Source organism: Rhizobium sp. 62_C5_N11_2 (assembly GCF_051811185.1).
GTDB lineage: Bacteria > Pseudomonadota > Alphaproteobacteria > Rhizobiales > Rhizobiaceae > Rhizobium > Rhizobium leguminosarum.
Window position 1 is genome coordinate 4,658,927 of the sequence record NZ_JBPWPW010000001.1, and the last position, 25,226, is coordinate 4,684,152.

Annotated in this window: 25 protein-coding genes; 13 read left to right on the forward strand and 12 right to left on the reverse strand. The window is 62.2% G+C overall.

What is annotated here, in order from left to right:
* Positions 1 to 76: 76 nt before the first annotated feature.
* The 5 genes from AB8B31_RS22750 to AB8B31_RS22770 form a co-directional block, all read right to left on the reverse strand.
* Complete coding sequence (locus tag AB8B31_RS22750) at positions 77 to 1,045, reverse strand: adenosine deaminase (RefSeq protein ID WP_018447975.1); 969 nt, start codon at positions 1,043 to 1,045, stop codon at positions 77 to 79.
* Positions 1,042 to 2,262, reverse strand: coding sequence for a phosphopentomutase (locus AB8B31_RS22755; protein ID WP_018447974.1), 1,221 nt, complete (start codon positions 2,260 to 2,262; stop codon positions 1,042 to 1,044). The genes AB8B31_RS22750 and AB8B31_RS22755 overlap by 4 nt, the downstream gene beginning before the upstream one ends.
* Before the next feature lie 109 nt (positions 2,263 to 2,371).
* The gene (locus AB8B31_RS22760; protein WP_018447973.1) at positions 2,372 to 2,953 is read right to left on the reverse strand and encodes a TadE/TadG family type IV pilus assembly protein; all 582 of its coding nucleotides are present in this window, start codon (positions 2,951 to 2,953) and stop codon (positions 2,372 to 2,374) included.
* Positions 2,953 to 3,588, reverse strand: a complete 636-nt coding sequence (locus tag AB8B31_RS22765) for a TadE/TadG family type IV pilus assembly protein (RefSeq protein WP_018447972.1) — start codon at positions 3,586 to 3,588, stop codon at positions 2,953 to 2,955. The genes AB8B31_RS22760 and AB8B31_RS22765 overlap by 1 nt, the downstream gene beginning before the upstream one ends.
* 115 nt (positions 3,589 to 3,703) lie before the next feature.
* The gene (locus AB8B31_RS22770; RefSeq protein WP_018447971.1) at positions 3,704 to 4,114 is read right to left on the reverse strand and encodes a pilus assembly protein N-terminal domain-containing protein; all 411 of its coding nucleotides are present in this window, start codon (positions 4,112 to 4,114) and stop codon (positions 3,704 to 3,706) included.
* A gap of 380 nt (positions 4,115 to 4,494) precedes the next feature.
* Between AB8B31_RS22770 and AB8B31_RS22775 the strand changes: the two genes are divergently transcribed.
* The 10 genes from AB8B31_RS22775 to AB8B31_RS22820 all read left to right on the forward strand — a co-directional run bounded on the left by AB8B31_RS22775 (position 4,495) and on the right by AB8B31_RS22820 (position 14,128).
* Positions 4,495 to 4,674 (forward strand): Flp family type IVb pilin, encoded by a 180-nt coding sequence (locus tag AB8B31_RS22775; protein WP_017962804.1) that lies wholly within the window; start codon positions 4,495 to 4,497, stop codon positions 4,672 to 4,674.
* A 99-nt stretch (positions 4,675 to 4,773) separates the two neighbouring features.
* The gene (locus AB8B31_RS22780) at positions 4,774 to 5,286 is read left to right on the forward strand and encodes an A24 family peptidase (protein WP_026230915.1); all 513 of its coding nucleotides are present in this window, start codon (positions 4,774 to 4,776) and stop codon (positions 5,284 to 5,286) included.
* A gap of 110 nt (positions 5,287 to 5,396) precedes the next feature.
* On the forward strand, positions 5,397 to 6,212 hold the full coding sequence (gene cpaB, locus AB8B31_RS22785) for a Flp pilus assembly protein CpaB (RefSeq protein WP_018244342.1): 816 nt from the start codon (positions 5,397 to 5,399) through the stop codon (positions 6,210 to 6,212).
* Between the two features lie 12 nt (positions 6,213 to 6,224).
* Entirely contained in the window at positions 6,225 to 7,724 is a 1,500-nt protein-coding gene (locus tag AB8B31_RS22790; protein ID WP_018447968.1) for a type II and III secretion system protein family protein, read from the forward strand.
* Positions 7,721 to 8,479: a CpaD family pilus assembly protein gene (locus tag AB8B31_RS22795; RefSeq protein WP_026230913.1), complete on the forward strand. Its 759-nt coding sequence runs from the start codon at positions 7,721 to 7,723 to the stop codon at positions 8,477 to 8,479. Before AB8B31_RS22790 ends, AB8B31_RS22795 begins: the two co-directional genes overlap by 4 nt.
* Positions 8,480 to 8,493: 14 nt before the next feature.
* Positions 8,494 to 9,771 (forward strand): AAA family ATPase, encoded by a 1,278-nt coding sequence (locus AB8B31_RS22800; protein ID WP_128408887.1) that lies wholly within the window; start codon positions 8,494 to 8,496, stop codon positions 9,769 to 9,771.
* A 32-nt stretch (positions 9,772 to 9,803) separates the two neighbouring features.
* Positions 9,804 to 11,282: a CpaF family protein gene (locus AB8B31_RS22805; protein WP_018447965.1), complete on the forward strand. Its 1,479-nt coding sequence runs from the start codon at positions 9,804 to 9,806 to the stop codon at positions 11,280 to 11,282.
* 5 nt (positions 11,283 to 11,287) lie between these two features.
* Complete coding sequence (locus AB8B31_RS22810; RefSeq protein ID WP_018447964.1) at positions 11,288 to 12,295, forward strand: type II secretion system F family protein; 1,008 nt, start codon at positions 11,288 to 11,290, stop codon at positions 12,293 to 12,295.
* A gap of 15 nt (positions 12,296 to 12,310) precedes the next feature.
* On the forward strand, positions 12,311 to 13,297 hold the full coding sequence (locus tag AB8B31_RS22815) for a type II secretion system F family protein (protein ID WP_128408886.1): 987 nt from the start codon (positions 12,311 to 12,313) through the stop codon (positions 13,295 to 13,297).
* Between the two features lie 198 nt (positions 13,298 to 13,495).
* On the forward strand, positions 13,496 to 14,128 hold the full coding sequence (locus tag AB8B31_RS22820; RefSeq protein WP_018447962.1) for a LysE family translocator: 633 nt from the start codon (positions 13,496 to 13,498) through the stop codon (positions 14,126 to 14,128).
* A 49-nt stretch (positions 14,129 to 14,177) separates the two neighbouring features.
* Here the strand turns inward: AB8B31_RS22820 and AB8B31_RS22825 are convergent, their stop codons facing one another.
* Positions 14,178 to 15,011 carry a tetratricopeptide repeat protein gene (locus AB8B31_RS22825; protein ID WP_018447961.1) on the reverse strand — a complete coding sequence of 278 codons (834 nt, stop codon included), beginning with the start codon at positions 15,009 to 15,011 and terminating at the stop codon, positions 14,178 to 14,180.
* A gap of 142 nt (positions 15,012 to 15,153) precedes the next feature.
* Between AB8B31_RS22825 and AB8B31_RS22830 the strand changes: the two genes are divergently transcribed.
* The 3 genes from AB8B31_RS22830 (at position 15,154) to AB8B31_RS22840 (ending at position 18,045) form a co-directional block, all read left to right on the forward strand.
* On the forward strand, positions 15,154 to 16,545 hold the full coding sequence (locus AB8B31_RS22830) for a leucyl aminopeptidase family protein (RefSeq protein WP_439007511.1): 1,392 nt from the start codon (positions 15,154 to 15,156) through the stop codon (positions 16,543 to 16,545).
* Positions 16,546 to 16,825: 280 nt separating this feature from the next.
* Positions 16,826 to 17,176: a MarR family transcriptional regulator gene (locus AB8B31_RS22835; protein ID WP_003544522.1), complete on the forward strand. Its 351-nt coding sequence runs from the start codon at positions 16,826 to 16,828 to the stop codon at positions 17,174 to 17,176.
* An 11-nt stretch (positions 17,177 to 17,187) separates the two neighbouring features.
* Positions 17,188 to 18,045 carry a C40 family peptidase gene (locus tag AB8B31_RS22840; RefSeq protein WP_128408884.1) on the forward strand — a complete coding sequence of 286 codons (858 nt, stop codon included), beginning with the start codon at positions 17,188 to 17,190 and terminating at the stop codon, positions 18,043 to 18,045.
* On the opposite strand, the gene AB8B31_RS22845 is transcribed toward AB8B31_RS22840, so the two are convergent.
* The 6 genes from AB8B31_RS22845 to AB8B31_RS22870 form a co-directional block, all read right to left on the reverse strand.
* Positions 18,046 to 19,437, reverse strand: coding sequence for an amidase (locus AB8B31_RS22845; protein WP_128408883.1), 1,392 nt, complete (start codon positions 19,435 to 19,437; stop codon positions 18,046 to 18,048).
* A gap of 36 nt (positions 19,438 to 19,473) precedes the next feature.
* Positions 19,474 to 20,337, reverse strand: a complete 864-nt coding sequence (locus AB8B31_RS22850) for an ABC transporter permease (RefSeq protein WP_026230912.1) — start codon at positions 20,335 to 20,337, stop codon at positions 19,474 to 19,476.
* Between the two features lie 3 nt (positions 20,338 to 20,340).
* Positions 20,341 to 21,288: an ABC transporter permease gene (locus AB8B31_RS22855; protein ID WP_128408882.1), complete on the reverse strand. Its 948-nt coding sequence runs from the start codon at positions 21,286 to 21,288 to the stop codon at positions 20,341 to 20,343.
* A gap of 268 nt (positions 21,289 to 21,556) precedes the next feature.
* A complete protein-coding gene (locus tag AB8B31_RS22860; RefSeq protein WP_197730795.1) occupies positions 21,557 to 23,086 on the reverse strand; it encodes an ABC transporter substrate-binding protein in 1,530 nt (509 codons plus the stop codon).
* Between the two features lie 150 nt (positions 23,087 to 23,236).
* Positions 23,237 to 24,157, reverse strand: coding sequence for a LysR family transcriptional regulator (locus tag AB8B31_RS22865; RefSeq protein WP_018447954.1), 921 nt, complete (start codon positions 24,155 to 24,157; stop codon positions 23,237 to 23,239).
* Between the two features lie 55 nt (positions 24,158 to 24,212).
* Positions 24,213 to 25,208: a P1 family peptidase gene (locus AB8B31_RS22870; protein WP_439007512.1), complete on the reverse strand. Its 996-nt coding sequence runs from the start codon at positions 25,206 to 25,208 to the stop codon at positions 24,213 to 24,215.
* Between the last annotated feature and the right edge of the window lie 18 nt (positions 25,209 to 25,226).

Sequence of the window (25,226 nt, forward strand, 5' to 3'; positions counted from 1 at the left end):
AATGTTTCTTTCACGGAAATCGGCCCGACCGCAAGAGTGGTGGTCAATTTGCGCCGATCTTCCCCAACCTCTACCCTCAAAGCCGGGCAAGCAAGACCTTGCGCGTCTGCTCGTCGACGAAGGCCGCCTCGATCGCGGTGCGTGTCATCGCGTCGATCTCGGCGTCGCTGAAACCGAAAACCCCTGCGGCAAATTCGTATTCCTGCTTAAGCGAGGTATGGAAGAAAGGCGGATCGTCCGAGCTGATCGTCACCCCCACGCCTGCTTCCTTCAGCCGGCGCAGCGGATGGGAAGCAAAATCGGGAAACACCCCGAGCGCGATATTGGAGCCCGGGCAGATCTCGAGCACGGTTCCGAGATCGGCAAGCCGCTTCACCAAGTCGAGATCCTCGATGGCGCGCACGCCATGACCGATGCGCGAGGGGCGCACCGCATCGAGCGCGTCGGCGACGCTGAAGGCGCCGCAGACCTCACCGGCATGGATGGTTAGCCCAAGGCCGGCATCGCGGGCGATATCGAAGGCGCGGGCATAATCGGCGACGCGCCCCATGCGCTCCTCGCCGGCAAGGTTGAAGCCGGCAATCAGAGGATTGCCGGCCTTAACAGCATATTCGGCAGCACCAATCACGCTCTCCGGACCGAAATGCCGCTCGCCGGTGACGATCAGCCGGGCCTCGATGCCGCTCTTTTCCCTAGCCCGCCGGATGCCTTCGCAGATACCCGCGATATAGGCGTCGGCCCCCAGGCCGATGCGCTTGCCGTGATCGGGCGAAACGATGAGCTCGCTGTAGATCGTGTGGATGCCGGCAAGTTCGTCGAGATAGGTTTCTGTCAGAAGCGCATAGTCCTCCTCGGTCTTGTAGACCTCGGAAACCTTGTCGTAACATTCGAGGAAGCTTGCGAAATCATGCCAGACATAGGCTCCGTCGCGAAGCTGTGCGCTGATGTCGACGCCATATTTCTGCGCCTGCGCCGCGGTCAGAGCTGGAGGGGCCGCACCCTCCAGATGGCAGTGCAGTTCGACCTTCTTCAAATGCGATGTCACAGAAAGCTCCTTCCGTGCGGTCCGGCCGTGATGCCGAGATGCCGTGCGATGCTCTCGCCGATATCGGCATAGCTGCGGCGCACGCCGATCGAACGCGACCGGATGCCCGGGCCATAGGCGATAACAGGCACGCGTTCGCGCGTATGGTCCGTGCCGCGCCAGGTCGGATCGCAGCCATGATCGGCGGTGAGCACGACGAGATCGCCGGGCTTCAGTTTCTTATGGACTTCGGGCAAGCGCGCATCGAAGGCCTCGAGGGCCGCGGCATAACCCGGCACGTCGCGGCGATGGCCGTAGATCATGTCGAAATCGACGAAATTGGTGAAGACGAGATCGCCGTCCTCAGCCTCGTCAATCGCCGAAAGCGACGCATCCATCAGCGCCTCGTTGCCGTTCGCCTTGATGACCCGCGAGATACCCTGATGCGCGAAGATATCGCCGATCTTTCCCACCGCGTGCACATGTCGCCCGTGCTCGATAAGCCGGTCGAGCAGCGTCGGCTCCGGCGGCAGCACGGAAAAGTCGCGCCGGTTTCCGGTGCGCTGGAAGGTAGCGGCAGACTGGCCGATGAAGGGCCGGGCGATGACGCGGCCGATGTTGTAGGGATCGAGCAGCCCCCTGGCCAAACGGCAGAAGGCGAGCAGACGATCGAGGCCGAAATGCACCTCGTGCGCAGCGACCTGGAAGACGGAATCCGAGGAGGTATAGCAGATCGGCTTGCCGGTACGGACATGTTCCTCGCCGAGCCGGGCGATGATCTCCGTTCCCGAGGCATGGCAGTTGCCGAGAATGCCGGACACCCCGGCTTCCCTGCACAATGCGTCGATAAATTCCTGAGGAAAGGCGTCGCCCTCGATCGGGAAATAACCCCAATCGAAATTGACAGGTGTTCCCGCGATCTCCCAATGGCCCGATGGCGTATCCTTGCCGCGTGAGATTTCGGTGGCGGCGCCATAAATGCCGTAGACCTTCTCCGGGACGGGCATGCCGGCCGGAAACCGGCCTGACGCCGACCGCGCAATGTGCATCAGCCCGAGTTCCGACATGTTGGGCAGGCAAAGCGGCCCTTCGCGCAATCCGACGCGATCCCCGGCTCCGGCTGCGCAGAACTCGGCGATATGGCCGAGCGTATCGGCGCCCTCGTCGCCATAGGCCGACGCATCCGGCGCTCCGCCAACGCCGAAGGAATCCAGAACGAAAAGAAAGGCACGCGCCATTTTACACCCGAGAGAGCCGATCGCCGGCCTCTGGAATGTCGGAGGCGGCTGAAATCCAGCCATATAATGCTGCGGCCGGCTTGGCAAATTCGAGAAGTGGGAAGGGCCGTCAGCAGTCGCCGCAGGGGATCGAGTCGCCTTGCCGCTGGCGGTAGAAATAACTGCGGCTGATGGTGATCGTACGCATGCCGTCCGGCATGAAGTTCGGGGCGAACAGGAACATCGTATAGGGGATGCTGAGCTCAGTCCGGACCAGGAAACTGTTAGCCGTCTTCATATCAGACGGCACGTTGGTCACCGTGCCATTCTTGGCATAGGGCACCGTCCCGTCCCGAGCCCAGGACCAGAGCACTTTCGCATTGGCGCTGGCATCGATGGTAATCCCGGTGATCTTCAGCGTCAGCGACGTCGAGTTGTAGGGCATGAAGATCGCGGTTGCGACCGATGGCATCTGCGCGAGCGTGCTCTTCGTGACGGATTGTTGCTGGGTGATGAGGTCGGCCACCGTCCCCGCAGCGCGTGTCGCGCGCTTGCTGACGCTGAGGCCGATCGTGATCTCGAAAGCGCCGATATAGAGCATGATCAGCACGGGAAAGAGGATCGCGAATTCGATCGCTCCGGCACCCTTGCGGTCTCGGGCCAGTCGCCGCGCCGTCAGGACCAATCTGGTGAACGGGTTGCGCAACGCCATTATGGATACTGCTCGTTCTGGAAGGCCGCGGTTGCGACGATCAAATATTGGCTCGGCATCGAACCGTCGGAGGGGCGTATCGTGGTGATATAGGGCCGGACCAGATCCGTGATGATTTCCCAGCGGTAATAGGCACGGACCATATTGATCGTGCCGGCGCCGCCCGGCCCATATTTGAAGGCCGCCGTATTGATTTCGGCATATTTGTCGGCGGAAAGCTTGGGGATCGTCGTCGGAATGGCCGAGAAGGTACTGAACGTCTGCACATCCAGGTAGAGCTTGCTCGGCGTGGCGACTTCGCTCGCCGAGCAGCGGACCAGGATTGAGATCTCGTTGCAGAAAGCCTGGCGGAATTGCGCCTGGTTCATATCGGTCGTGCGGCCGAGATTATAGGTGATCTGTCCGGTTCGCATCCTGCGGCTCATCGTATCAACGCCGTTGGAGACGAGTTCTTCGGCGGCGAAGGCGACAAAAGTTTCGAGGATTGCGAAAATCACCAGGAAATAGGGAATGGCGAGCAGAGCGAATTCGATCGCCGCTGCGCCGTCGCGCGAACGGGCGAGAGCGCGAAACCGTGATAAACGGAACGGAGCGAAGGCGCGCCCCTTGTCCGTCTGCTGATCAATTGCCGTCATTGCCTGGACCCGAGCGATAATTTCCACTCGGCAGACTACGGTCTGTTCGTTGATTTTCCGTTTCAACCTGACACGACGATTTTAACGAATGGTCGAGGAAGCTCCCAGATAGTACTCAGGGTGAGGCGGTCGTGGTGGCCGCTTGCTGCGCATGCTGCTCGCAGTTCGGCGTGCAGGACAGCACGGAGCGCTCGGTCTGTCGGTAGACGCGCACCGTATTGCCCTCGTCGATCGACACCAGGATGCGCTCGTCGAGGATCGCATTGCCGTCGCCATCGAGAAGGACCAGATTGGTGGTGCCGAAGCTGCGTCCTGTCAGCACGATGGTCTTGGCGTCGGCGACGGTCGCATCGGCGACCTTGGCATTGCCGACGATCACCTTGCTGACGGGGCGGTCGAGCTTCAATACGCGCGCGTGATCCATATAGACGCGCAGCATGTCATCGTCTGCGGCCGCGGAAACTCCCGAAATACCGAAAACGGCGATCAGGCCGGCAAAGAAAATGGTTTTGCCGCTCGATGACATTTGGTCCTCTTTCACGATCACAGCGCAATATGCACATAGAATGGAAAAAAATGGTGAACGAAGCCTTAAGCTTGCCGCTCTGTTCCAGGATGAAGCGTAATGCTCCGATTTGACGCGCTCCCTGGGCGGCGCACGCCTCGGCTGGAAGTGGAATTTGTGCTATTTCCGGATGAATGCAGCGATTATTCCCGGAATATTGTTAAATATTGAGGTAAGTGTGTAAGAAAATACTGACTCTACAAAGGCCTGTTGTCTCGTTCACATGTCGTTAACTCTTTTCCTTAAGCCGATGGAAACGGCCATTCGCTAGGTTGCAGTCATCCGATCAACGGCAAACAGTTGGCGGACGTGCTGAACATCAACTGGAGTTAGGAGTTACCATGACCAAGCTTTTTAGCCGTTTTCTGAAGGACGAATCCGGCGCGACCGCAATCGAATACGGTCTCATCGCCGCCCTCATTTCCGTAGCGCTCGTGACTGGCGCAACCACGCTCGGTGGTAAGCTCAACAGCACGTTCACCACGCTGGGTAACAAGCTGGACGACGCTGTCACCCCCTGATTGGCCAGAGCGTAGCTCTGTCTAGAAGATCGGGCTCACGAGCGAAATGCCGTGAGCCTATCTGTATCGGGCAGATAAGAATTTGAGGCAGGTGAGAAGATGATCGTAGCCGCAATCCTTCTGGTTTTTCCGCTCTGCCTTGCTTTTGCGGCCATATCCGATCTGTTGACGATGACGATCCCGAACAGGGTATCGTTGATCATAGTGATTTCATTCGCCGTGTTGGCGCCATTGAGTGGAGTGGCTCTTCCGGCAATCGGAATGCATGCGCTGGGCGCCGCCATAGTGTTCGGCATTTGCTTTGCCCTGTTTGCGCTCAATGTGATGGGCGGTGGAGATGCGAAACTTTTGAGCGCAGCCGCGCTCTGGTTCGGTTGCGAGCCTGCTCTGCTGACTTTTCTGGCCTATGTCAGTGCCATCGGCGGCTTGGTCACGTTGGCGATCCTGTTGATCCGGTCACAGTCAAATACGATATTGGCCATCGGCCTTCCGATCCCCAATTCGCTGCTGCTTGCCAAGAAGGTTCCTTACGGCATCGCGATCGCGATCGGCGGTTTCATGGCCTTCCCCTCCTCGCCGCTCTTCATCGCCGCGCTGGAAAGCCTGAAATGACGGCATTTTAAATGCCCGTTAACTTAAAATGTAAGCGCTCCATTAACCATAATTATACCAATTGCTGAGCATTCTACAGGGCGAACATATCGTGCCCCGAGGAATGATCGATGAAACCGGCCCGCCTTATAATCCTAGCTGTCGCCGTGGTGGCAGCCGGCCTCGCCGGCCTCCTGGCAATGCGCATGGCGGGCAGTGGCGGTGTCGTCACCCAGGTCCGCTCGGTCGTCGAGAAGGAACCCACCGTCAACATCCTCGTCTCGAGCGCCAATCTGCCGGTCGGCGCACGGCTGGACGACAAGTTGGTGCACTGGATGGCCTGGCCGCAGGGCGGCGTCGTCCCGGGCCTCATCAGCGAAGCCGATAGGCCGGATGCGATCAGGGATCTGCAGGGCGCCGTCGTGCGTCTGCCGATCTTCGAAGGCGAACCGATCCGGCCGGAAAAGATCGCCGATTCCAGCAGCCGTATCCTCTCCTCGCTGTTGCCGGCCGGCAAGCGCGCCGTCGCGACCGAGATATCGGTAGCAACCGGCGCCGGCGGTTTCATCCTGCCGAACGACCGCGTCGATGTCATCATGGTCCGCAAGGGCACTGAGGCTGACAAGCTCATCACTGAAACCGTGTTGAGCAATGTCCGCGTCCTCGCCATCGACCAGCAGATCCAGGAAAAGGACGACGGCTCGAAATCGGTGGTCGGCACGACCGCGACGCTCGAACTCACCCCTGATCAAACGAAGGTTCTCGCCGTCGCCCAGCAGATGGCGGACCGGCTGTCGCTCGCGTTGCGCTCAGTCGCCGATGCGCAGGAGCAGGATACCAGCGCCGCCGACTACCTCCTGAGCGGTGACAACGGCAGTGCGATCATCCAGGTCATCAAATCGGGCGCCATCGTCACGGATGCCAGCGCAGCACCGAAGGCGGAGTAGAAGGACGTGCAAATGGGCAATTCAAAGCGGCACGCCGGGCTTCTCCTGACAGGCTGCCTCTCGTTGGCACTCGGCGTTTCCGGCACGGCGCCGGCCTCTTTCGTTCCGGTTCTCGGTGTAGGTGAGGCGCGTGCCGATTCCGAAAGCCTGGTCCGCATCTCGCAGACCGGCCGCGACGCTCACCGTCGGCTGAAGCTCGGGCTGAACAAGGCTGTCGTCGTCGATCTGCCGGAGGATGCGCATGATATCCTCGTCTCCGATCCAAGCATGGCCGATGCCGTCACCCGCACCTCGCGGCGCATTTACCTGTTCGGCAAGAAAGTCGGCCAGACGAACATCTTCATCTTCGGCGCCGGCGGACAGGAGATCGTCAATCTCGATATCGAGATCGAGCGCGACGTCTCCGGCCTCGAAGTCAATCTCCGTCGCTTCATTCCCGACTCCAACATCAACGTCGAAATCGTCTCCGACAACATCGTGCTGACCGGCACCGTGCGCACGCCGCAGGATGCCACACAGGCCGCCGATTTGGCGCAGGTCTTCCTGAAGGGTGGCGAGGCGACGACCAGAACCGAGACGGCATCCGGCACCGGCGGCGACAGCTCGGTGGCGCTCTTTGCCGAAAACCGTCAGACCTCGCAGGTCGTCAACCTCCTGCAGATTGAGGGCGAGGACCAGGTCACCCTCAAGGTGACGATTGCCGAGGTCCGCCGCGAGGTGCTGAAGCAGCTCGGCTTCGACAATTTGGTTTCCAACTCCTCCGGTATGACGGTCGCCCAGCTCGGCAGTCCGAGCACCGACAGCGCGACATCGACGGTTGGCGGTGGCCTGGCGGCGCTCTTCAAGAGCTCGATCGGCAAATATGACATTTCGACCTACCTCAACGCGCTGGAGCAGGCCAAGGTCGTCAAGACGCTTGCTGAACCGACGCTGACGGCGATATCGGGTCAGGCCGCGACCTTCAATTCCGGCGGCCAGCAGCTTTATTCGACGACCGACAGCGACGGCAACGTCACCGTCGTGCCGTTCAACTACGGTATCAATCTTGCCTTCAAGCCGGTCGTGCTGTCATCGGGACGCATCAGCCTGCAGATCAAGACCAACGTCTCCGAGCCGGTGGCCGGCAGCGGCAACGCCACCTATCAGCGCCGTTCTGCTGAGACTTCGGTGGAGCTGCCCTCGGGCGGTTCGATTGCGCTGGCCGGCCTTATCCGCGACAACGTTTCTCAAACGATGGGTGGCACCCCTGGCGTCTCGAAGATCCCGCTGCTCGGTACGCTCTTCCGCCAGAAGGGTTTCGAGCGTCAGGAAACCGAGCTCGTCATCATCGCAACGCCCTATCTGGTGCGTCCTGTAGCGCGCAATCAGCTCAACCGGCCCGACGACAATTTCAGCCCTGAGAATGATGGTGCGACCTTCTTCCTCAACCGTGTCAACAAGGTCTATGGCCGTCGTGAGGCGCCCGTCGCCGACGCTCAGTTCCACGGCTCGATCGGGTTCATCTACAAATGAGCGGGGCGCGATCGGCAGCAATGTCAGAAAACAGAGATCAGGCGATGGCCCATATGAATTCGATGACACCCCACCTCGGAATCTCGAAGGCCCTTCTGGCCGCAGCCGTCATTTCGGTGGCCGTCCTTTCCGGATGTGCCGGCCCGCACGACCAACTGACGACTGGCGGCATTCCGGATGACTACCGCGCCCGCCATCCGATCATCGTCACGGAGGCGGAGCAGACGGTTGATATACCCGTCGCCTCCACCGATCGACGCCTGACCATTGCCCAGCGCGATCTCATACGCGGCTTTGCCGCAAACTACATCTCGCGCGCCTCAGGCCCGGTTTACGTGCTGTCGCCGCAAGGTTCGCCCAATTCGGCGGCAGCCTATCAGCTGCGCAATCAGGTCCGTGCCGAGCTGGCGTCGCGGGGGATCGCAAGCTCGAAGATTGTCAACACTTCCTATGCCGCCGCCGGTCCCGGCGATGCGGCGCCGATCCGGCTGAGTTTTACCGGCACCACCGCGGTCACCACGCAATGCGGTCAGTGGCCCAAGGACATCTCCAACGATTTAACCAACCAGAATTACTATAATTTCGGCTGCGCCTCGCAGAACAATCTGGCCGCCCAGATCGCCAATCCGGAGGATCTGGTGGCACCCCGCGGCATGACTCCGATCGACGCGCAGCGGCGCAATAATGCGATCCAGGAATACCGGACGACGACATCGACCATCGAAGATGTTGCCGACAGCAACAGCGGCTTCTGAGGCGGAACGGAACGATGAGCGCGATCGAATACGAAATCAGGAATCCCAGCGAGCTTCGCAACGCCGAGGAGGCGGTGCGTATGGCGGATCTGGAAAACATGCGGTCGCTGCCGCGCATCTCCGTCCATGCCTTCTGCGAAAGCGAGGTCCTCCAGCATGTCATGGAACGCTGCGCCAATGATCGGCGCGTGGCGAAAGTCAGCATGCGCATCACCAGCGGCGGCATCGCCGCTGCCGCCAACATGTTTTCCGGCGCCCCGACGCCGAACCTCATCATCCTTGAGACCAAGGCGAATGCCGCGAGCCTGCTTGCCGAACTCGCGCCGCTTGCCGCAGTCTGCGACCCGACGACCAAGGTCGTCATTATCGGTTATTACAACGATATCGGGCTTTATCGCGAGCTCATCCGCAACGGCATTTCCGAATATATGGTCCAGCCCGTCGCCATGCCCGATATCCTTGCGGCGATGGCATCGATCTTCGTCGATCCGGACGCCGAGCCGCTCGGCCGCAGCATCGCCTTCATTGGCTCCAAGGGCGGTACCGGCGCCTCGACCATTGCGCATAATTGCGCCTTCGGCATTTCCAATCTCTTCTCCACCGAGACGATTCTCGCCGATCTCGACCTGCCCTTTGGTACGGCGAACATCGATTTCGACCAGGATCCGGCCCAGGGCATCGCCGAGGCGGTCTTCGCGCCCGATCGTCTCGACGAGGTCTTCCTCGACCGCCTGCTGACAAAATGTTCCGAGCATCTGTCGCTGCTTGCGGCACCCTCGCTGCTCGACCGTGCCTATGATTTCGACGGCCAGGCCTTCCAGCCGGTGCTCGATGTCCTGCAGCGCAGCGCGCCGGTCACCGTGCTCGATGTTCCGCATGCATGGTCGGAATGGACTCGTTCGGTGCTGTCGAGCGTCGACGAGGTGGTCATCACAGCGGTTCCCGATCTCGCCAACCTGCGCAACGCCAAGAACATGCTGGACGCGCTGCGCAAGATGCGGCCGAACGACAGGCCGCCGCATCTCATCCTCAATCAGGTCGGCATGCCGAAACGTCCGGAGATTTCGCCGTCGGATTTTTGTGAACCGCTGGAGATCGAACCGATCGCGATCATCCCATTCGACATCAATCTCTTCGGTAACGCCGCCAATAGCGGCCGGATGATCTCCGAGGTCGACCCGAAGTCGCCGACGGCGGAAACCTTTTCGCAGATATCGCACATCGTCACTGGCCGTGTCGCGATCAAGAAGGCGAAGAAGGGCGGCCTGCTGGGCCTCCTGAAGCGCAAGTAGTTGAGTAGAACGAGCAGATTGGATCGAGCGGCATGTTTGGAAAACGCGGAAACGAAGGTTTCGGAAAGGTTGGTGGGACGATTGCTCCCCCGCCGCCGGCTCCGGCCGCCGCCCCTGCGGTCTCTTCCCCCTCCATTCTGGTCGAACCCTCGCGCGAGCCACCCGCACGCCAGCAGGTGACGCCGCCGCCGCTACAGACGCCGCAGCGCAAGCGCCCGGCCCGCACCGACGAATATTACGACACCAAGGCGCAGGTCTTTTCCGCGCTGATCGATACGATCGATCTCTCGCAGCTTTCCAAGCTTGACGGAGAAAGCGCGCGCGAGGAAATCCGCGACATCGTCAACGACATCATCACCATCAAGAACTTTGCGATGTCGATCTCTGAGCAGGAGGAATTGCTCGAGGATATCTGCAACGACGTCCTCGGTTACGGCCCGCTGGAACCGTTGCTGGCGCGCGACGATATCGCCGACATCATGGTCAATGGTGCTGGCCAGACCTTCATCGAAGTCGGTGGCAAGACGATCGAATCGGAGATCCGCTTCCGCGACAACGGGCAGCTTCTCTCGATCTGCCAGCGCATCGTCAGCCAGGTCGGCCGCCGTGTCGATGAATCGAGCCCGATCTGCGACGCCCGCCTGCCGGATGGTTCGCGCGTCAACGTCATCGCGCCGCCGCTATCGATCGACGGGCCGGCGCTCACCATCCGCAAGTTCAAGAAGGACAAGCTGACGCTCGATCAGCTCGTCCGTTTCGGCGCTATCACGCCGGAAGGCGCAACCGTGCTGCAGATCATCGGCCGCGTGCGCTGCAACGTCATCATCTCCGGTGGCACGGGCTCGGGCAAGACGACGCTTCTGAACTGCCTCACCAACTATATCGACAGGGATGAGCGCGTCATCACCTGCGAGGATACGGCGGAACTGCAGCTTCAACAGCCGCATGTCGTGCGTCTCGAAACGCGCCCACCGAATATCGAAGGCGAGGGCGAAATCACCATGCGCGATCTCGTCAAGAACTGCCTGCGTATGCGCCCTGAGCGCATCATCGTCGGCGAAGTGCGCGGACCGGAGGTTTTCGACCTGCTGCAGGCGATGAACACCGGTCACGACGGTTCGATGGGCACGATCCACGCCAATACGCCGCGCGAGTGCCTGAGCCGTATCGAATCGATGATCGCCATGGGCGGCTTCACGCTGCCGGCAAAGACGGTGCGCGAGATCATCTCCACCTCGGTCGATATCGTCATCCAGGCAGCGCGCCTGCGCGACGGTTCGCGCCGCATCACTCAGATCACCGAGGTGGTCGGCATGGAAGGTGACGTCATTATCACCCAGGATCTGATGCGCTACGAGATCGAAGGCGAGGACGCGAACGGCCGCCTGATCGGCCGGCACATGTCGACCGGCGTCGGCAAGCCGCATTTCTGGGATCGCGCCCGCTACTTCAACGAGGAAAAGCGCCTTGCCGCCGCTCTCGACGCGATGGAAGCGAAAACGAAGGAATAGGCGGGATGTTCGGGTTCGATCCGATAGTGCTGGCAATCGTCGTCCTCGCCGCCGTCTCCGCGGGCGCGGTGGCCTATGCCCTGTTGTTTTCCCGGATCGAGACTGACAAGAAATCGGCAAGCCGCATCAACCGCGTCAAGTCGGCCGAAAGCGACCGTGTCAAGGTCAAGGCTGCCCGCGACCGGGTGCAGGAGCTGTCGAAGCGCCGCAAATCGGTGCAGGACAATCTGAAGGACCTGGAAAAGCGTCAGCACGAAAAAACCAAGAAAACCCTGTCGATGAAATCCCGGCTGGTGCAGGCGGGCCTGACGATCACGGTGGCGAAATTCTATCTCATCAGCGCCATCTTCGCCTCCGTTCTGCTGCTCGTTGCCTTTATCGTTGGTGTATCGTGGATGGTCATGGTCGGTGTCGCCGTCGTCGCCGGTCTCGGTCTGCCGCGCTGGGTTCTCGGCTTCCTGATCAAGCGCCGTCAGAACAAGTTCCTCAACGAGCTCCCCAATGCACTTGACGTCATCATCCGCTCGATCAAATCGGGCTTGCCACTCAACGATGCGATCCGTCTTATCGCCACTGAAGGCACCGACCCGGTGAAAAGCGAATTCCGGCGTGTGATCGAGGCGCAGCAGGTGGGCCTCAGCATCCCCGACGCCTGCGCCCGCATGACGCTCCACATGCCGCTCCAGGAAGTCAATTTCTTCGCCATCGTCATCGCCATCCAGTCGCAGGCGGGCGGCAATCTCTCGGAAGCGATCGGCAACCTCTCCAAGGTCCTGCGTGATCGCAGGAAGATGAAGGCCAAGGTTACGGCGCTCTCGATGGAAGCCAAGGCGTCGGCCTACATCATCGGCGCTCTGCCCTTCATCGTCGCGACCCTCGTCTATCTCACCTCGCCGAACTACATGATGATCCTGTTCACCGATCCGCGTGGCCATTTCATCATGGGTTTCTCGGCGATCTGGATGTCGATCGGCATTTTCGTCATGCGCAAAATGATCAGTTTTGATATCTAGCCGGAAGGAAGCAGCATGACGCAGGACCTTGCCGCAACGCTCACCAATCCGAGCATGCTGATCGCACTTTTCGTGGCGATTGCCGTCTTCGCTACTTTTTATACGATCGCTGTTCCCTTCTTCGAGCGCGGCGATCTCACCAAGCGCATGAAGGCCGTTTCCACAGAGCGCGAGCAGATCCGCGCCCGCGAGCGCGCACGCATGAACTCGGAAACCGGCGCCGGCAAGGCCTCGCTCAGGAGCCAGAATAACCGCTCGATTCGTCAGATCGTTGAGCGCTTCAACCTGCGCAAGGCGCTGGTCGACGATAACACGGTCAACAAGCTGCGCGCCGCCGGTTTCCGCTCGGAGAATGCGCTGAATAGCTTCCTAGTGGCACGTTTCCTGCTGCCTTTCCTTTTCCTGGCGCTTGCTGCCTTCTGGGTCTTCGGCCTCGGCAATCTCACCGAAAGGGGCATGGCCATCCGCCTCTTCGCCGTCATCGGCATCGGCTATCTCGGCTTCTACGCGCCGAACATCTATATCTCGAACCGCATGGGCAAGCGCCAGCACTCGATCAAGCGCGCCTGGCCGGATGCGTTGGACCTGATGCTGATCTGCGTCGAATCCGGTATCTCGATCGAGGCCGCGATGCGTCGTGTGTCCGAAGAGCTCGGCGAGCAGTCGCCGGCGCTCGCCGAGGAGATGGTGCTGACCACGGCCGAACTCTCCTTCCTGCCGGATCGCCGCGTGGCGCTCGAAAATCTTGCCACGCGCACCCAGATCGAGCTGGTACGCTCGGTGACGCAGGCGCTGGTTCAGGCCGATCGCTATGGCACGCCGATCGCGCAGGCGCTGCGCGTTCTCGCCCAGGAAGGGCGCGACGAGCGCATGAACGAGGCGGAAAAGAAGGCGGCCGCGCTGCCGCCGAAACTGACGGTGCCGATGATCCTGTTCTTCCTGCCGGTGCTGATCGCCGTCATTCTCGGTCCGGCCGGCATTCAGGTGGCAGACAAGTTCTGACGATTGCGCTAGCCCCGCAAGCGGATGCGGCTTTCGGCAGAAGACGATACCTCAAAGAGCATTGGTCCGATCTGCAGCCTTCAATCACGCGTGACCGCCCCTAGCATAGCTGGTAAACGGGATGGACGACCATTGGCAAGCGCGCGGATGCAGCCGCAGTGCCCCTGGCGCTCGTTCAACCCAAAAGAGAGGTCTCCGATGTCTTCTGCCGGCATTTTCATTAGCATCATGGCAGCCTTGGCGGTCGGCGCGATGAGCCCCGGCCCGAGCTTCGTCGTCGTCTCCAGGATCGCCATCTCGCGTTCCAGGCTGGATGGCCTTGCGGCCGCACTCGGCATGGGCGTCGGCGGTGTCGTTTTTGCCGTGCTGGCGCTTGCTGGACTGACAGCGCTGCTGTCTCAGTTCGAATGGCTCTATATCCTGCTGAAGGTCGCAGGCGGCGCCTATCTCGTCTATATCGCCGTCAATATCTGGAGGAGCGCCGGTCAGCCGCTCGAAGTCTCTGACGCCGTCAACGGCAACCGCGCGCTGAAATTGAGCTTCACGACTGCGCTGCTGACCCAGCTCAGCAACCCGAAAACCATCATTGTCTATGCCAGCCTCTTTGCGGCACTTCTGCCGAGGACGGTGCCGCTCGATCTCATTGTCGCGCTGCCGCTCGGCGTCTTTGCAGTGGAGGCCGGGTGGTATTCGATCGTGGCCTTCGCCTTTTCGGCCCGCCACCCGCGGCGGCTCTATCTTGCCGCCAAGAGCTGGATCGACCGCACCGCGGGTGCCGTCATGGCCGGCCTCGGCCTTCGGCTCATTCTCGCGGGCGTAAGTGATCGATAGGCTGGCGCGCGAGTGACTTCGGACGCTCTCAGGCTCAGAGGAGATCCCGTCAGTTGGTATTGCTGCCGCCCGCTGCGCCAGGCGCCTTGTCCTTGGCGGCGAGTTTCTGCCAGGAATTCTGCTGCGAGAGCATGCCTCTAAGATAGGCGACATTGGCGTCGGCCTGCTGCGGCGAAAGTTCGCGCCGGGCGATCTGCTCGGCTTCCGGGAATCGTCCCTGAAGGCCGACGACGAGGGCAAGGTTCTGCCTGACACGGCTGTCGGCTGTGGGTTGGCCGGCGGCGGAGCGCAGGTAGGTTTCGGCCGTGCGCAAATCGCCGGTCAGCACATAGGACATGCCGAGGTTGGAAAGGATGGAGGGCTCGTTCGGCTGGATGTCGAGCGCGTCGCGGTAGCGCTGCCTGGCATCGCTTGCCCGGCCCATCTGGTCGAGGATCGCGCCTTGGGCCGAAATCAGCTTCCAGTCCGGACGGTCGGGTGTCTGGGCGCGGCCGATCGTGTCGAGCGCCTGCTGGAACTGGCCGGCCGCCGCCTGCGCCTTGCCGTAGGCGGCCAGCACGTTGCGGTCGCCGGGATTGGCGATGGCCACTTGCTGCATGACGGCGAGCGCCTGGGTGTCGCGGCCGTTCATGCGCAGCAGATTGGCATAATTGACGCCGGTGACGGGATCGCGCGGGTTCTTTTCGTAGGCCTGGCCGAGCCGGTCCGTCGCCGAGCGCAGCTCCGTCGCATCCATCTCTTCAACCGGCTTGGTGAGCTTCGGCACCGAGCCGGTTGTCATCCGGTCCTTGGTCGTCGAGCAGCCGGCAAGCGCAAGGACGATCAGCGAGGCCGCAGCGCCCTGCAGGATACGATTCGTGAATGTGGTGAGCGAGGCAGGCATGATGCGTTCCTGGATTCCGAAATCGGCGCCTGACCTCGAAGCGGAACAGGGAAAGGTTTGACGCAATCTTCGCTCCAGCAATAGTCTGTTAACCCTAACAGACCGTTAAGGAACGATTCCTTACGACCGCCGAAGGACAATCATGGCCCCCTATCAGTTCATCGAGAGACCGACCCCTTTCAACACGAAGGGCGGTTTGACGCTGCCGATCTTTGCCGTCACGCCTGCCCATATCGAGACCGGCACGATCGATCCGATCGCGCTCGATTGGGCGCGCCGGGCAGGCTACAAGGCCGAAAGTGGGTCGCTGCTGCTGATCCCGACGGCCGAAGGCCATCTCGGCGGCGCGCTTTACGGCCTCGGCACCAATCCATCCGAGCAGCCTTACATCACCGGCCGGCTCGCTCGTGCGCTGCCGTCCGGCGACTGGCACATCGAGACCGCGCCGCTGACGGCAAATCGCCTGGCTCTCGGCTTTGGGCTCGGCAGCTACCGTTTCGACCGTTACAAATCCGAAAAATCGCCGGCGGCGACGCTGATGATCCCCCGCGATGCCGACGCCGCCGACATCAAGCGCCAGCTCGCCGGCGTCTTTCTCGCCCGCGACCTGATCAATACGCCGACGAATGACATGGGGCCGGTACAACTCGAGGCCGTTTTCCGTGGCCTGGCCGGACATTACAAGGCGGAGATATCGGTTATTACGGGTGACGACCTGCTCAAGCAAAACTTCCCGCTGGTCCATACCGTCGGTCGCGCCGGCGCCGATGCGCCGCGCCTTCTCGAACTGCGCTGGGGCAAGAAGGGCCATCGCAAGGTGACGCTCGTCGGCAAGGGCGTCTGCTTCGACACCGGCGGTCTCGACATCAAGCCTGCCGCCTCCATGCTGCTGATGAAGAAGGACATGGGCGGCGCGGCGAATGTCATGGGGCTTGCTCTGATGATCATGGACGCCAAGCTGAAGGTCGACCTGCGCGTCATCGTCCCTGTCGTCGAAAACGCGATCTCGTCCAATGCCTTCCGGCCCGGCGACATCTATCGGAGCCGCAAGGGCCTGACCGTCCAGATCGACAATACCGACGCCGAAGGCCGTTTGATCCTTGCCGATGCGCTTGCCTATGCCGATGAGGAAGAGCCCGATCTGCTGATCGACATGGCGACGCTGACCGGCGCTGCCCGCGTGGCCCTTGGCCCGGATCTCCCGCCCTTCTTCACCGACGACGCCAATCTGGCGCATGATCTGACCGAAGCGAGCCTGGAAACCGACGATCCGATCTGGCGCCTGCCGCTCTATTCCGGCTACGAAAAGGATATCCGCACCAAGTTCGCCGATCTTACCAATGCGCCCGCCGGCGGCATGGCGGGGGCGATTACCGCAGCCCTCTTCCTCAAGCGTTTCGTCAGCAAGGCGAAGAGTTGGGCGCATTTCGACATTTACGGCTGGGCTCAAGCCGAACGACCTCATTCGCCGGGCGGCGGCGAGGCACAGGCGATCCGCGCGCTCTTTCACCATATCCGCGAGAGCTTGCGCTGATGCTATGCTAAAGCGCGTCGCGATCTTTCAGATCCACTCCTTGCGCTTTAAGTCTTTGTTTTACGCATGTCGTATCGCAAAACCGCTGCACACTTTTGCGCGACATGCTTCAGAAATAAGCGCTGAGGCGCATCGCGTGATCCCTGTTCACGCGATGCGCCTCGCTGCAGATCGTTAAAATTTTATTCACCCTGCCGGGCGGCAGTTTCCAGCGCCCCTTGCATGTGCATGGCAACTACCGGAAAATGGAACGCTAGCGTAACGATCTTCCGGAGGGGCCGTGCCGATCGAACTGACCGCCTCGCAGGCGCTGGGGCTCTGGCATGGCGCGGCGCTCGATCAGGTCCGCCACGACGATCGCGATTTGACGTTGCGCCAGATGGCGATCCTGCTGCATATTTATCTGGTGCCGCCGCCGCACACGGTGCGCGGGCTTGCCGCCACACTTGATGTCACCAAGCCGGTCATCACCCGCGCCTTGGATACGATGGGCGAGATGGGCCTGGTCGATCGTGTGCGTGACGATGCCGACCGGCGCAACGTGATCATCAAGCGCACCGTCGGCGGTGCGCTTTACCTGGAAAAGCTCGGCGATCTCATACGAGATCAGGCCCGCCGGCTGCCGATCTGAAAGGAATGCGAATGACGATGCTCGACCGCCGCCTGCATGCCTACCGGCCCGATCTCGCGGAAGCCGGCCTTGAAGGCAAGGTCGAGGCGTCGCGTTTTGTGAAGGGCGCGCCGGCGCGTGTCGCCGTTCCTGTCCTGGCCGTGCGCCCTGAACCGGACGTCGCCCGCGGCATCGATACGGAACTGCTTCTCGGCGAGGAGGTGACGGTTTTCGATCGCGCCGACGGCTGGTGCTGGGTGAAAGCCGCCGCGGACGGTTATGTGGGTTATGTCGCGGCGGACGCGCTCTTAGAAGGCAGGCCGGCGCCGACCCATATCGTCACCGTGCAGCGCACCTTCGTCTATCCCGAACCGGAACTGCGCAAGCCCCACCAGGCCATCGTGTCGATGGGAAGCCGCGTCTACGTCGCCGGCGAGGCGGAAGCGCGGGGCAATCGCTACGTCGTGCTCGAGGACGGAACGGCGATCTTTGCCAAGCACGTCCAGCCGATCGGCGCTCTCGATGGCGCCGATTACGTGGAGATCGTCACCCGTTTCCTGGAAACGCCCTACCTCTGGGGCGGACGCTCCGGCCTCGGCATCGATTGCTCCGGCCTCGTCCAGCTGGCGATGCTGATGACGGGCAGAGCTGCGCCGCGCGATGCCGACCTGCAGGCGGCGGGCCTCGGCCAGCCGATCGATCGCTCCGAAATCCGCCGTGGCGACCTGGTATTCTGGAAGGGCCATGTCGCCGTCTTCGAGGATCCGGAAACCATCCTCCACGCCAACGGCCATAGCATGACGGTGGCGCGCGAGAATTTCGCGGCCGCCGTCGAGCGCATCGGCTGGCTCTACGAGCAACCGACCGGCTATCGCCGCCCGATCAGCTGATCAGTTGATCGGAGGCCGCGGCCAGGATCTTACCCCGCCGGTCCAGTCCTCGAAGGCTTTCGACAGCCTCAGCACCCGCATGTCGTCGAAACGCGGCCCGACGATCTGCAGGCCGATCGGCATCCCTGATCGGGAGAAACCGCAATTGATCGACGCGGCCGGCTGCTCCGACATGTTCCACGGCACGGTGAAACCGATATGCTCGAACGGCAGGGCCGGATCGTTGGTCGGCGATGCCCATTCGGCCGGATAGGAGATGATCGGATTGGTCGGCGAAAGCAGGGCGTCGACCTCGGTAAACAGCTGTCCGCAGCTCTTGCGCATCTCGATCGTCTGGTTGAAGCCCCTGACCGCATCGACACCGCTGATGTCGGCGCCGCCCATCGCCCAATCCCTGATATAGGGCAGGATGCTGTCGCGCCTGATGTCGTCGAGCTCGGCGATATCGCCCCAGAACCGGGACCGCCAGAATTTGTCGAGGCCATCCAGCATCGCGCGCGTCAGCACCGGCTGGACTGATACAATGGTCGCGCCGGCCTTCTCGAACTGTTGCGCCGCCGCTTCGACTGCGACCCTGATCTCGTCCTCCACCGTAAGCCCGCAGCCGGCATCGAGCATTAGCCCGATCTTCATGCCCGATAGGTCGATGTCGAGATCCATCCAGTTGAAATCGTTCGGCGGCAGACTGGTGCCGTCGCGCCAGTCCGGCCGTGACAGCGTCGCCATCGAAAAGGCCGCATCCTCGACTGTGCGCGCCATCGGCCCGACGCAGCGCCCGACATAATAGGGATCGGCCGGAATGCGCCCATGGCTCGGCTTGAAGCCGAAGATGCCGGTCCAGCCGGCGGGAAGGCGCACCGAGCCGCCGATATCGGTGCCGATATGCAGCGGTCCATAGCCGGCCGCCGCCGCTGCGGAAGCCCCGGCGCTCGATCCGCCGGGATTCTGCGCGGTGTTCCAGGGATTGCGGCTGAGAGGATGAAAGCTCGAAAGCCCGGAGGAAAGCATGCCGTAATCGGGGCAGGTCGTCTTGGCGAAGATCACCGCGCCGTCTTCGCGCAGCCGGGCGGCGGCCGGTGCGTCGGCGTCCGCCGGCTTCAGTTCCACTGCCCTCGTGCCGAGCGGCACCGGCTGGCCCTTCGTGGCGATCAGCTCTTTCAGCGTCGCCGGGATGCCGTCGAGGGGGCCCAGCGTTTCTCCCTTGGCCCAGCGCTCCGTCGACGCTTTCGCCTGCGCGCGCGCCGATTCCGGATCGTAGAGGTAGAGTGCCGAAATCGAAGGCTCCCAGGCCGCTATATGGCCTTCGAGGGAAAGCCAGTATTCGAGAGGGGAGAGGCTCTTATCGGCGAAGCGCCGCCTGAGTTCGCGAATGGTAAGGTCGGTTTCGGTCATGGCATGGTCTTTCGGGCTTTTCGTCTTGGGAGGACATCAGCGGCTCGCCTCGCGGGGGTCGAGCAGATCGCGCAAACCGTCGCCGAGCATGTTGAAGCCGAAGACGGTGAGCGCGATGGCAAGGCCGGGCAGGATCGCCAGCCAGGGGGCGAGCGCCAGATAGGTTTGCGCATCGGCAAGCATCCGGCCCCAGGTCGGCGCCGGCGGCGCCATGCCGAGCCCAAGGAAGCTGAGCCCCGCTTCGGTGAGGATCGCCAGCCCCAGCTGGATCGCGCCATGCACGATGATCTGGCTCATGATATTCGGCAGCACATGGCGTAGCGAAATGGTCAGGCGCGTATTGCCGATCGCGCGCGCCGCCGTCACGTAGTCGCGGCTCCAGGCCTGCAGCGAGGTCGCGAGTGTGACGCGGGCAAAGACCGGGATCATGAAGACGGCAATCGCGGTGATCGCGGTGAACCGCCCCGGCCCGAGAAAGGCGCCGAGCACCATGGCGGACAGGATCGGCGGCAAGGCGAAGATGACGTCGCAGATGCGCATCAGCAACGCCTCGAAAGGACCGCGGATCGCCGCCCCCGAAATGCCGGCGATCGAGCCGAGCGTCCCGCCGATCGCAACCGCGGTAATGGCGATCGACAGTGAATTCCAGCAGCCTGCCATCAGCATCGAAAGCACATCGCGGCCGAACTGGTCCGTGCCGAGCAGGCCGAACGCAAGCGGTGGCTGCAGCTTGTGGATGATCTGCATTTTCGCCGGCGGCAGCGGCGTCCAGACAAGCGACAGCAGTGCAACGGTGACCAGCAGGCCGATGATGACAGCCCCTGAAATCAGGTTCATTCGCCGGCTAAGTCTAAAGACCCGGCGGCGGCTCATGATTGCGGTGGATACGATCGGTGCCATGCGTCAGGCCGCCTTTCTCATCCTGGGATCAATCGCCAGATAGGAAAGATCGACGATGAAATTCATCACGATGACAAGGCCTGCGAAGAACAGCACGACATCCTGCATCACGATGATGTCGCGCTGGGAGAGCGCCTGCAGCGCGAGCCGCCCGAGGCCGGGCAGGTTGAAGACGTTTTCCACCAGCACCGCGCCGGCGACGAGAAAGGTGAATTGCAGCCCGATCATTGTCAGGATCGGGATCAGCGCGTTCGGCACGATATGCCGCCAAAGCACTGCACTGCGTGACAGTCCCTTGGCCACGGCGGTGCGGGCAAAATCCTCATGCATCGTATCGAGCACCGCCGAGCGCGCCACCCGCGTCAACACGCCCGCTTGCGGCATCGCCAGCGCGACGGCGGGCATAACCAGCGCCTGCAATGCCGGCAGCAGACCGGCGCTCCAGCCCGGGAAGCCGCCGGCCGGCATCAGCCCGAGCATCGTCGAAAAAAGGATGATCAACAGAAGTGCCACCCAGAAGGCGGGCACGGCGATGCTGATCTGCGAAAACAGCGTTGCGATGATGTCGAAGACACCGCCGCGGCGCGAGGCGGCCAGCACCCCGAGCGGCAAGGCAATCGCCACAGAAAGCATAATCGCCATCAGCGCCAGCGGCAGCGTCACTGCCAGCCGCTCGACGATCAATCCCGCGACTGGCACGCCATAGGTTAAGGAATTGCCGAGATTGCCGGAGAGCACGCCGGTCAACCATTGCCCGTAGCGCAGCAGCAGTGGCTGATCGAGCCCGAGATCGTGGCGCAGTGCGGTAAGCGTTTCCGGTGTTGCCGAGGTGCCGAGCATGATCGAGGCGGGATCGCCGGGCAGAAGGTCCATGACGGCGAAGATCAGCAGCGAGACGACGACCAGCGTGACGAGAAGACCGGCGAAGCGGCGGGCGAGGAGGGTGATCATGCGTGCCACGCTTTCGATGCGGCACGGCGGCTTCCCCGCCCTCCCTCATTCCTGTGCTCGTCACAGGAATCCAGCCACGGCGCATCTGCGCCGTGAATAACTCTCGTCCAGGCACGGAAGTCTCCCGCGCCCAAGGACTTGGGCGCGATGGATTCCTGTGTCGAGCCCAGCAATGAGGGACGGAGAAGGCTGCGACCGGCATTGAGCGTTTCGCTATGCAGTTTCCCTGCGCTCATCCCATGCCTCTCAATCCGCACGAACTCGCCGCCTATTCGTCCCAGGAAACGCCGGAGAGTACGTTGGAAGGGATCGGCTCGTTCTCCCACAGTCCCTTCAGCTTCTTGTCCCAGACGCCGAGTTTCGGCATGACGAAGAGGTAGAGCGCCGGCACGTCCTCGGCGAGGATCTTCTGCGCGTCGCCATAGATCGCATTCTGCGCGGCGGGATCGGTCGTCTCTTGGACCTTCTTCATCAGCGCGTTGAAAGCGGGGTTCTTATAATTGAAATAATAGGGATCGCGGGCATAGATGTCGATGTCGAGCGGTTCGGCATGGGCAACGATCGTCATGTCGAAGTTGCGGTCCTTCATGATGTCCTGGACCCATTTCGCCGGAAATTCGGTCGGCTCGATATTCATCGTCACGCCGATCTCGGCAAACATCGCCTGCATCACCTGGGCGCTGCGCGGCGCATAAGCCATCTGCGGCGATTTGATCGTGAAGGTGAAGCCGTTGGGATAGCCGGCTTCGGCGAGCAACGCCTTCGCCTTCTCGACGTCGTAGGGCAGCACATTGGTCATGTCCTGATAACCCGGATCGTTCGGCGTGTAGTGGCTGCCGATCGGTGTGCCGAGGCCCGACCATGCGCCGTCGATTACCGTCTTGCGGTCGATCGCCATCATCAGCGCCTGGCGGACGCGTTTGTCGTCGAACGGCTTCTTGGCATTGTTCATGCCGGCAACGACCTTGAGCTCGGTATTGCCGATCTTGGTGACCAGCCTCGCATCGCCGTCGAAAGAACTCATCAGCTCAGGCGCGGCAAATTCCGGAAAGGCATCGAGATCGCCGGATTTCAGCGCAGCCGCCTGCGCCTGCGGATCGGCGATGAAGCGGAAGGTCACCGTGTCGAGCTTGGCGGCCGCATTCTTGTTCCAATAATCGGCATTCCTGGCGAGTTCGACCTTGTCGCCCTTCGCCCAGCTGGCGAATTTGAACGGACCGGTGCCCACTGGCGTCGTCTTGTCGTCGGCAGCCGTCTTCGGTGCGACCATCACCGAGGCTGGCCAGCCGAGCCAGTAGATCAGGCTGCCGGTCGGTGCCGAGAGATGCAGCACCAGCGTTTCGGCATCGGGCGTATCGACCGAGGCGATCGAAGCGAAGAAGCGCTTCTGCGGATTGACGGAATCGGCGCCGCGGGCGCGGTCGAGCGAAAACTTGGCAGCAGTGGCATCGAAGGCCTCACCGTCATGGAATTTCACGCCGGTCTGTAGCTTGAACGTATAGGTCAGGCCATCGGGAGAGATCTCCCAGCTTTTTGCCAGCTGCGGCTGGATCTTGCCGGCCTGGTCGATCGTCACCAGCCCCTCGAACACGTTCTGCCAGGTCACCTGGCCGATTGCGACTGGTGCTGCGATCGTCGGGTCGAGACCGGTTGGCTCGACGCTCATGCCGAGATTAAGCGTGGTCTTCGCCGCCTCGGCCGGCGTCATCGCCGTCATCACCAGGCCGGCCGAAAGCGCAGCACCGAGCGAAAGCCGCCGGGCGAAACGCGCTGAAGGCGCAAACGAAAGCTTGATCATCATGTTCCCTTATCTGGCCGCGCGTCGATGACGAAGACCTTTTGCGAGGAGAGTGACACTATGCCGGTGCACACACAATGACGATTTTGTGTGCTCAGTGTAGCCGAAAAAGCTACACCGCAAATCCGCGGGCAATGCAAGCGCGAAGCGTCAGTCTTTCGTCTCGGTCCGGCGGTTCGTGCGCTCGCGCATGAACCTCTCGATGAAGTCGAGCAGTTTCGTCGCGGCGAAGGACAGCTGCCGGTCCGGTGCAACGCAGAGATCGACATGGGTGCGGATGCCGGTCTTGCCGGCGAGCGGAATGGCAAGGAGCTGACCCGCCTCGATCTCGCGGCGGACAGTCAGCGCCGGCAGCAGCGTGGCCGCAGCCCCGCTGAGCACAAGTTCCTTCAGCATTTCGAGCGAGCTGGTGACGAAGACGGGATCGAGGCTCAACCCCTCCTTCTCGAACAGCGCGTCGAAAGCCTGGCGGAAGCCGAAGGATTGATCCGGCAGCGCCAATGCGTAGTCGGCGAGTTGCCCGATAGGGATCTCGGCATGCGCGGCGGCCGGATGCTGCGGCGTGACGATGAGATCATAGGCGATCTCGGAGCGCAGCCGCACCTTGGTGCCGGACATCGGTGGCGCAAACAGCGTCACCGCAATATCCGCCTCGGCGCTGTTGACCGCATCGACCGCCTGCCGCGCGCTGGTGATTGTCACGGTAAAGCGCAGCTTCGGATATTTCAGGCTGAATTCGGCAAGCGCCGGCGCCAGCAGATTGGCGACGGTCGCCCCATTGGCATAGATGCTGACACGGCCGCGCTGCAGGCCTTTAAGATCTTCGATCAGCTGCTGCACGTGATCGAGTTCGCGCAGCGTCCGGCCGGCGCGGGCAGCAAGCAGTTCGCCGGCGGCCGTCAGCTTGACGCCGCGGGCGCTGCGTTCGACGAGCGGCGCGCCGAAATGATATTCGAGGTTCTCGATCTGCCGGCTGATCGCCGTCGGCGCGACATTGAGATTCTCGGCCGCCTGGCGCATCGAATTGGTCCTGACCAGCTCGTCGAAATACATCAGCGCCCGGATCTGCATTCACGTCTCTCCGCCATTCGGCATATTGATCTGTAGAGAGTCTGACCCTATTCAATCAGCCGCTGCTCGGATAGCGGTCGCGCCAGGCCTTTTGCGCGCCCTCGACCGGAAGGGCGGTCGCGGCGTAGACGCCGCGGGCAATCGCCCGGGCCATGACGATGGTCGCGAGGTGGCAAAGCTCCATCAGGCTCACCATGTCGTCTCTTCGATGCTTGGCCGTCGAAGCGGCAAAGACGGTGTCGCCGTCGAGCGGCAGATGCGCCGGCAGCAGTGCTCGGGCGAGGCCGTCATGGCCGGCGAGCGAAAGCCGGTGCGCCTCGGCCTTCGTCAGCTGCGCATCGGTCACAACAGCGCCGATCGTCGTTGCCGGCGTGTTCATGCCCTTGAGCCGCATCCGGTGGTCGGCCACATCAGGCATGCCGAGCCCACCGAATTCCGCATCCTTTTCAAAAGGCGCCGCCCAGAAATGCGGTCCGTCGCCGATCGTTGCGGAGCCCAGCGCATTGACGGCGACGATCGCCGCAACGCGATGCCCGGTGCTGCTGACGGCGCTGGCCGAGCCGAGCCCGCCCTTGACGGTGGCCGTCGTCGCTCCTGTGCCGGCACCTGTCGTGCCGAGCGCGAAGGCACCTTTGGCGGCGGCCTTCAACGCCGCATAGCCCATATCGCGATAGGGCGAGTGAAGGCCCCAATCCTTGTCGCCGCCATTCAGCAGGTCCATCAGAATCGCCTGTGGCACGATCGGAATGCGCAGCGGCCCGACGACAAAACCGCGGCCGAGTTCGCGCAGGCCCGCCTGCACGCCGCCGGCGGCATCCAGCCCGAAGGCCGAGCCGCCGGAGAGCACGAAGGCATCCACGGCATTGACGGTCATCGACGGATCGAGCAGGCCGGTGTCGCGCCCGCCGGGCGCACCGCCGAGCACCGTGCCGGATGCGACGGCCGGTTCGTCGAAGACGATGACCGTGACGCCGGAACCGAGCGCAAGGTCGATTGCATGGCCGACGGAAACGCCTTCGATGTCGGTGATGAGGTTCAGAAGATCGGGCAAGGGCGGATCCTTATGCGG

Excerpts from the sequence above, each read along its gene's own strand:
- AB8B31_RS22850 (WP_026230912.1), bottom strand. The coding sequence starts at position 20,337 with ATGGCACCGATCGTATCCACCGCAATCATGAGCCGCCGCCGGGTCTTT.
- AB8B31_RS22795 (WP_026230913.1), top strand. The coding sequence starts at position 7,721 with ATGAGCGGGGCGCGATCGGCAGCAATGTCAGAAAACAGAGATCAGGCG.
- AB8B31_RS22755 (WP_018447974.1), bottom strand. The coding sequence starts at position 2,262 with ATGGCGCGTGCCTTTCTTTTCGTTCTGGATTCCTTCGGCGTTGGCGGA.
- AB8B31_RS22805 (WP_018447965.1), top strand. The coding sequence starts at position 9,804 with ATGTTTGGAAAACGCGGAAACGAAGGTTTCGGAAAGGTTGGTGGGACG.
- cpaB (WP_018244342.1), top strand. The coding sequence starts at position 5,397 with ATGAAACCGGCCCGCCTTATAATCCTAGCTGTCGCCGTGGTGGCAGCC.
- AB8B31_RS22865 (WP_018447954.1), bottom strand. The coding sequence starts at position 24,157 with ATGCAGATCCGGGCGCTGATGTATTTCGACGAGCTGGTCAGGACCAAT.
- AB8B31_RS22840 (WP_128408884.1), top strand. The coding sequence starts at position 17,188 with ATGACGATGCTCGACCGCCGCCTGCATGCCTACCGGCCCGATCTCGCG.
- AB8B31_RS22860 (WP_197730795.1), bottom strand. The coding sequence starts at position 23,086 with ATGATCAAGCTTTCGTTTGCGCCTTCAGCGCGTTTCGCCCGGCGGCTT.
- AB8B31_RS22760 (WP_018447973.1), bottom strand. The coding sequence starts at position 2,953 with ATGGCGTTGCGCAACCCGTTCACCAGATTGGTCCTGACGGCGCGGCGA.
- AB8B31_RS22810 (WP_018447964.1), top strand. The coding sequence starts at position 11,288 with ATGTTCGGGTTCGATCCGATAGTGCTGGCAATCGTCGTCCTCGCCGCC.
- AB8B31_RS22830 (WP_439007511.1), top strand. The coding sequence starts at position 15,154 with ATGGCCCCCTATCAGTTCATCGAGAGACCGACCCCTTTCAACACGAAG.
- AB8B31_RS22790 (WP_018447968.1), top strand. The coding sequence starts at position 6,225 with ATGGGCAATTCAAAGCGGCACGCCGGGCTTCTCCTGACAGGCTGCCTC.
- AB8B31_RS22825 (WP_018447961.1), bottom strand. The coding sequence starts at position 15,011 with ATGCCTGCCTCGCTCACCACATTCACGAATCGTATCCTGCAGGGCGCT.
- AB8B31_RS22780 (WP_026230915.1), top strand. The coding sequence starts at position 4,774 with ATGATCGTAGCCGCAATCCTTCTGGTTTTTCCGCTCTGCCTTGCTTTT.
- AB8B31_RS22845 (WP_128408883.1), bottom strand. The coding sequence starts at position 19,437 with ATGACCGAAACCGACCTTACCATTCGCGAACTCAGGCGGCGCTTCGCC.
- AB8B31_RS22770 (WP_018447971.1), bottom strand. The coding sequence starts at position 4,114 with ATGTCATCGAGCGGCAAAACCATTTTCTTTGCCGGCCTGATCGCCGTT.
- AB8B31_RS22820 (WP_018447962.1), top strand. The coding sequence starts at position 13,496 with ATGTCTTCTGCCGGCATTTTCATTAGCATCATGGCAGCCTTGGCGGTC.
- AB8B31_RS22815 (WP_128408886.1), top strand. The coding sequence starts at position 12,311 with ATGACGCAGGACCTTGCCGCAACGCTCACCAATCCGAGCATGCTGATC.
- AB8B31_RS22765 (WP_018447972.1), bottom strand. The coding sequence starts at position 3,588 with ATGACGGCAATTGATCAGCAGACGGACAAGGGGCGCGCCTTCGCTCCG.
- AB8B31_RS22800 (WP_128408887.1), top strand. The coding sequence starts at position 8,494 with ATGAGCGCGATCGAATACGAAATCAGGAATCCCAGCGAGCTTCGCAAC.
- AB8B31_RS22855 (WP_128408882.1), bottom strand. The coding sequence starts at position 21,288 with ATGATCACCCTCCTCGCCCGCCGCTTCGCCGGTCTTCTCGTCACGCTG.
- AB8B31_RS22775 (WP_017962804.1), top strand. The coding sequence starts at position 4,495 with ATGACCAAGCTTTTTAGCCGTTTTCTGAAGGACGAATCCGGCGCGACC.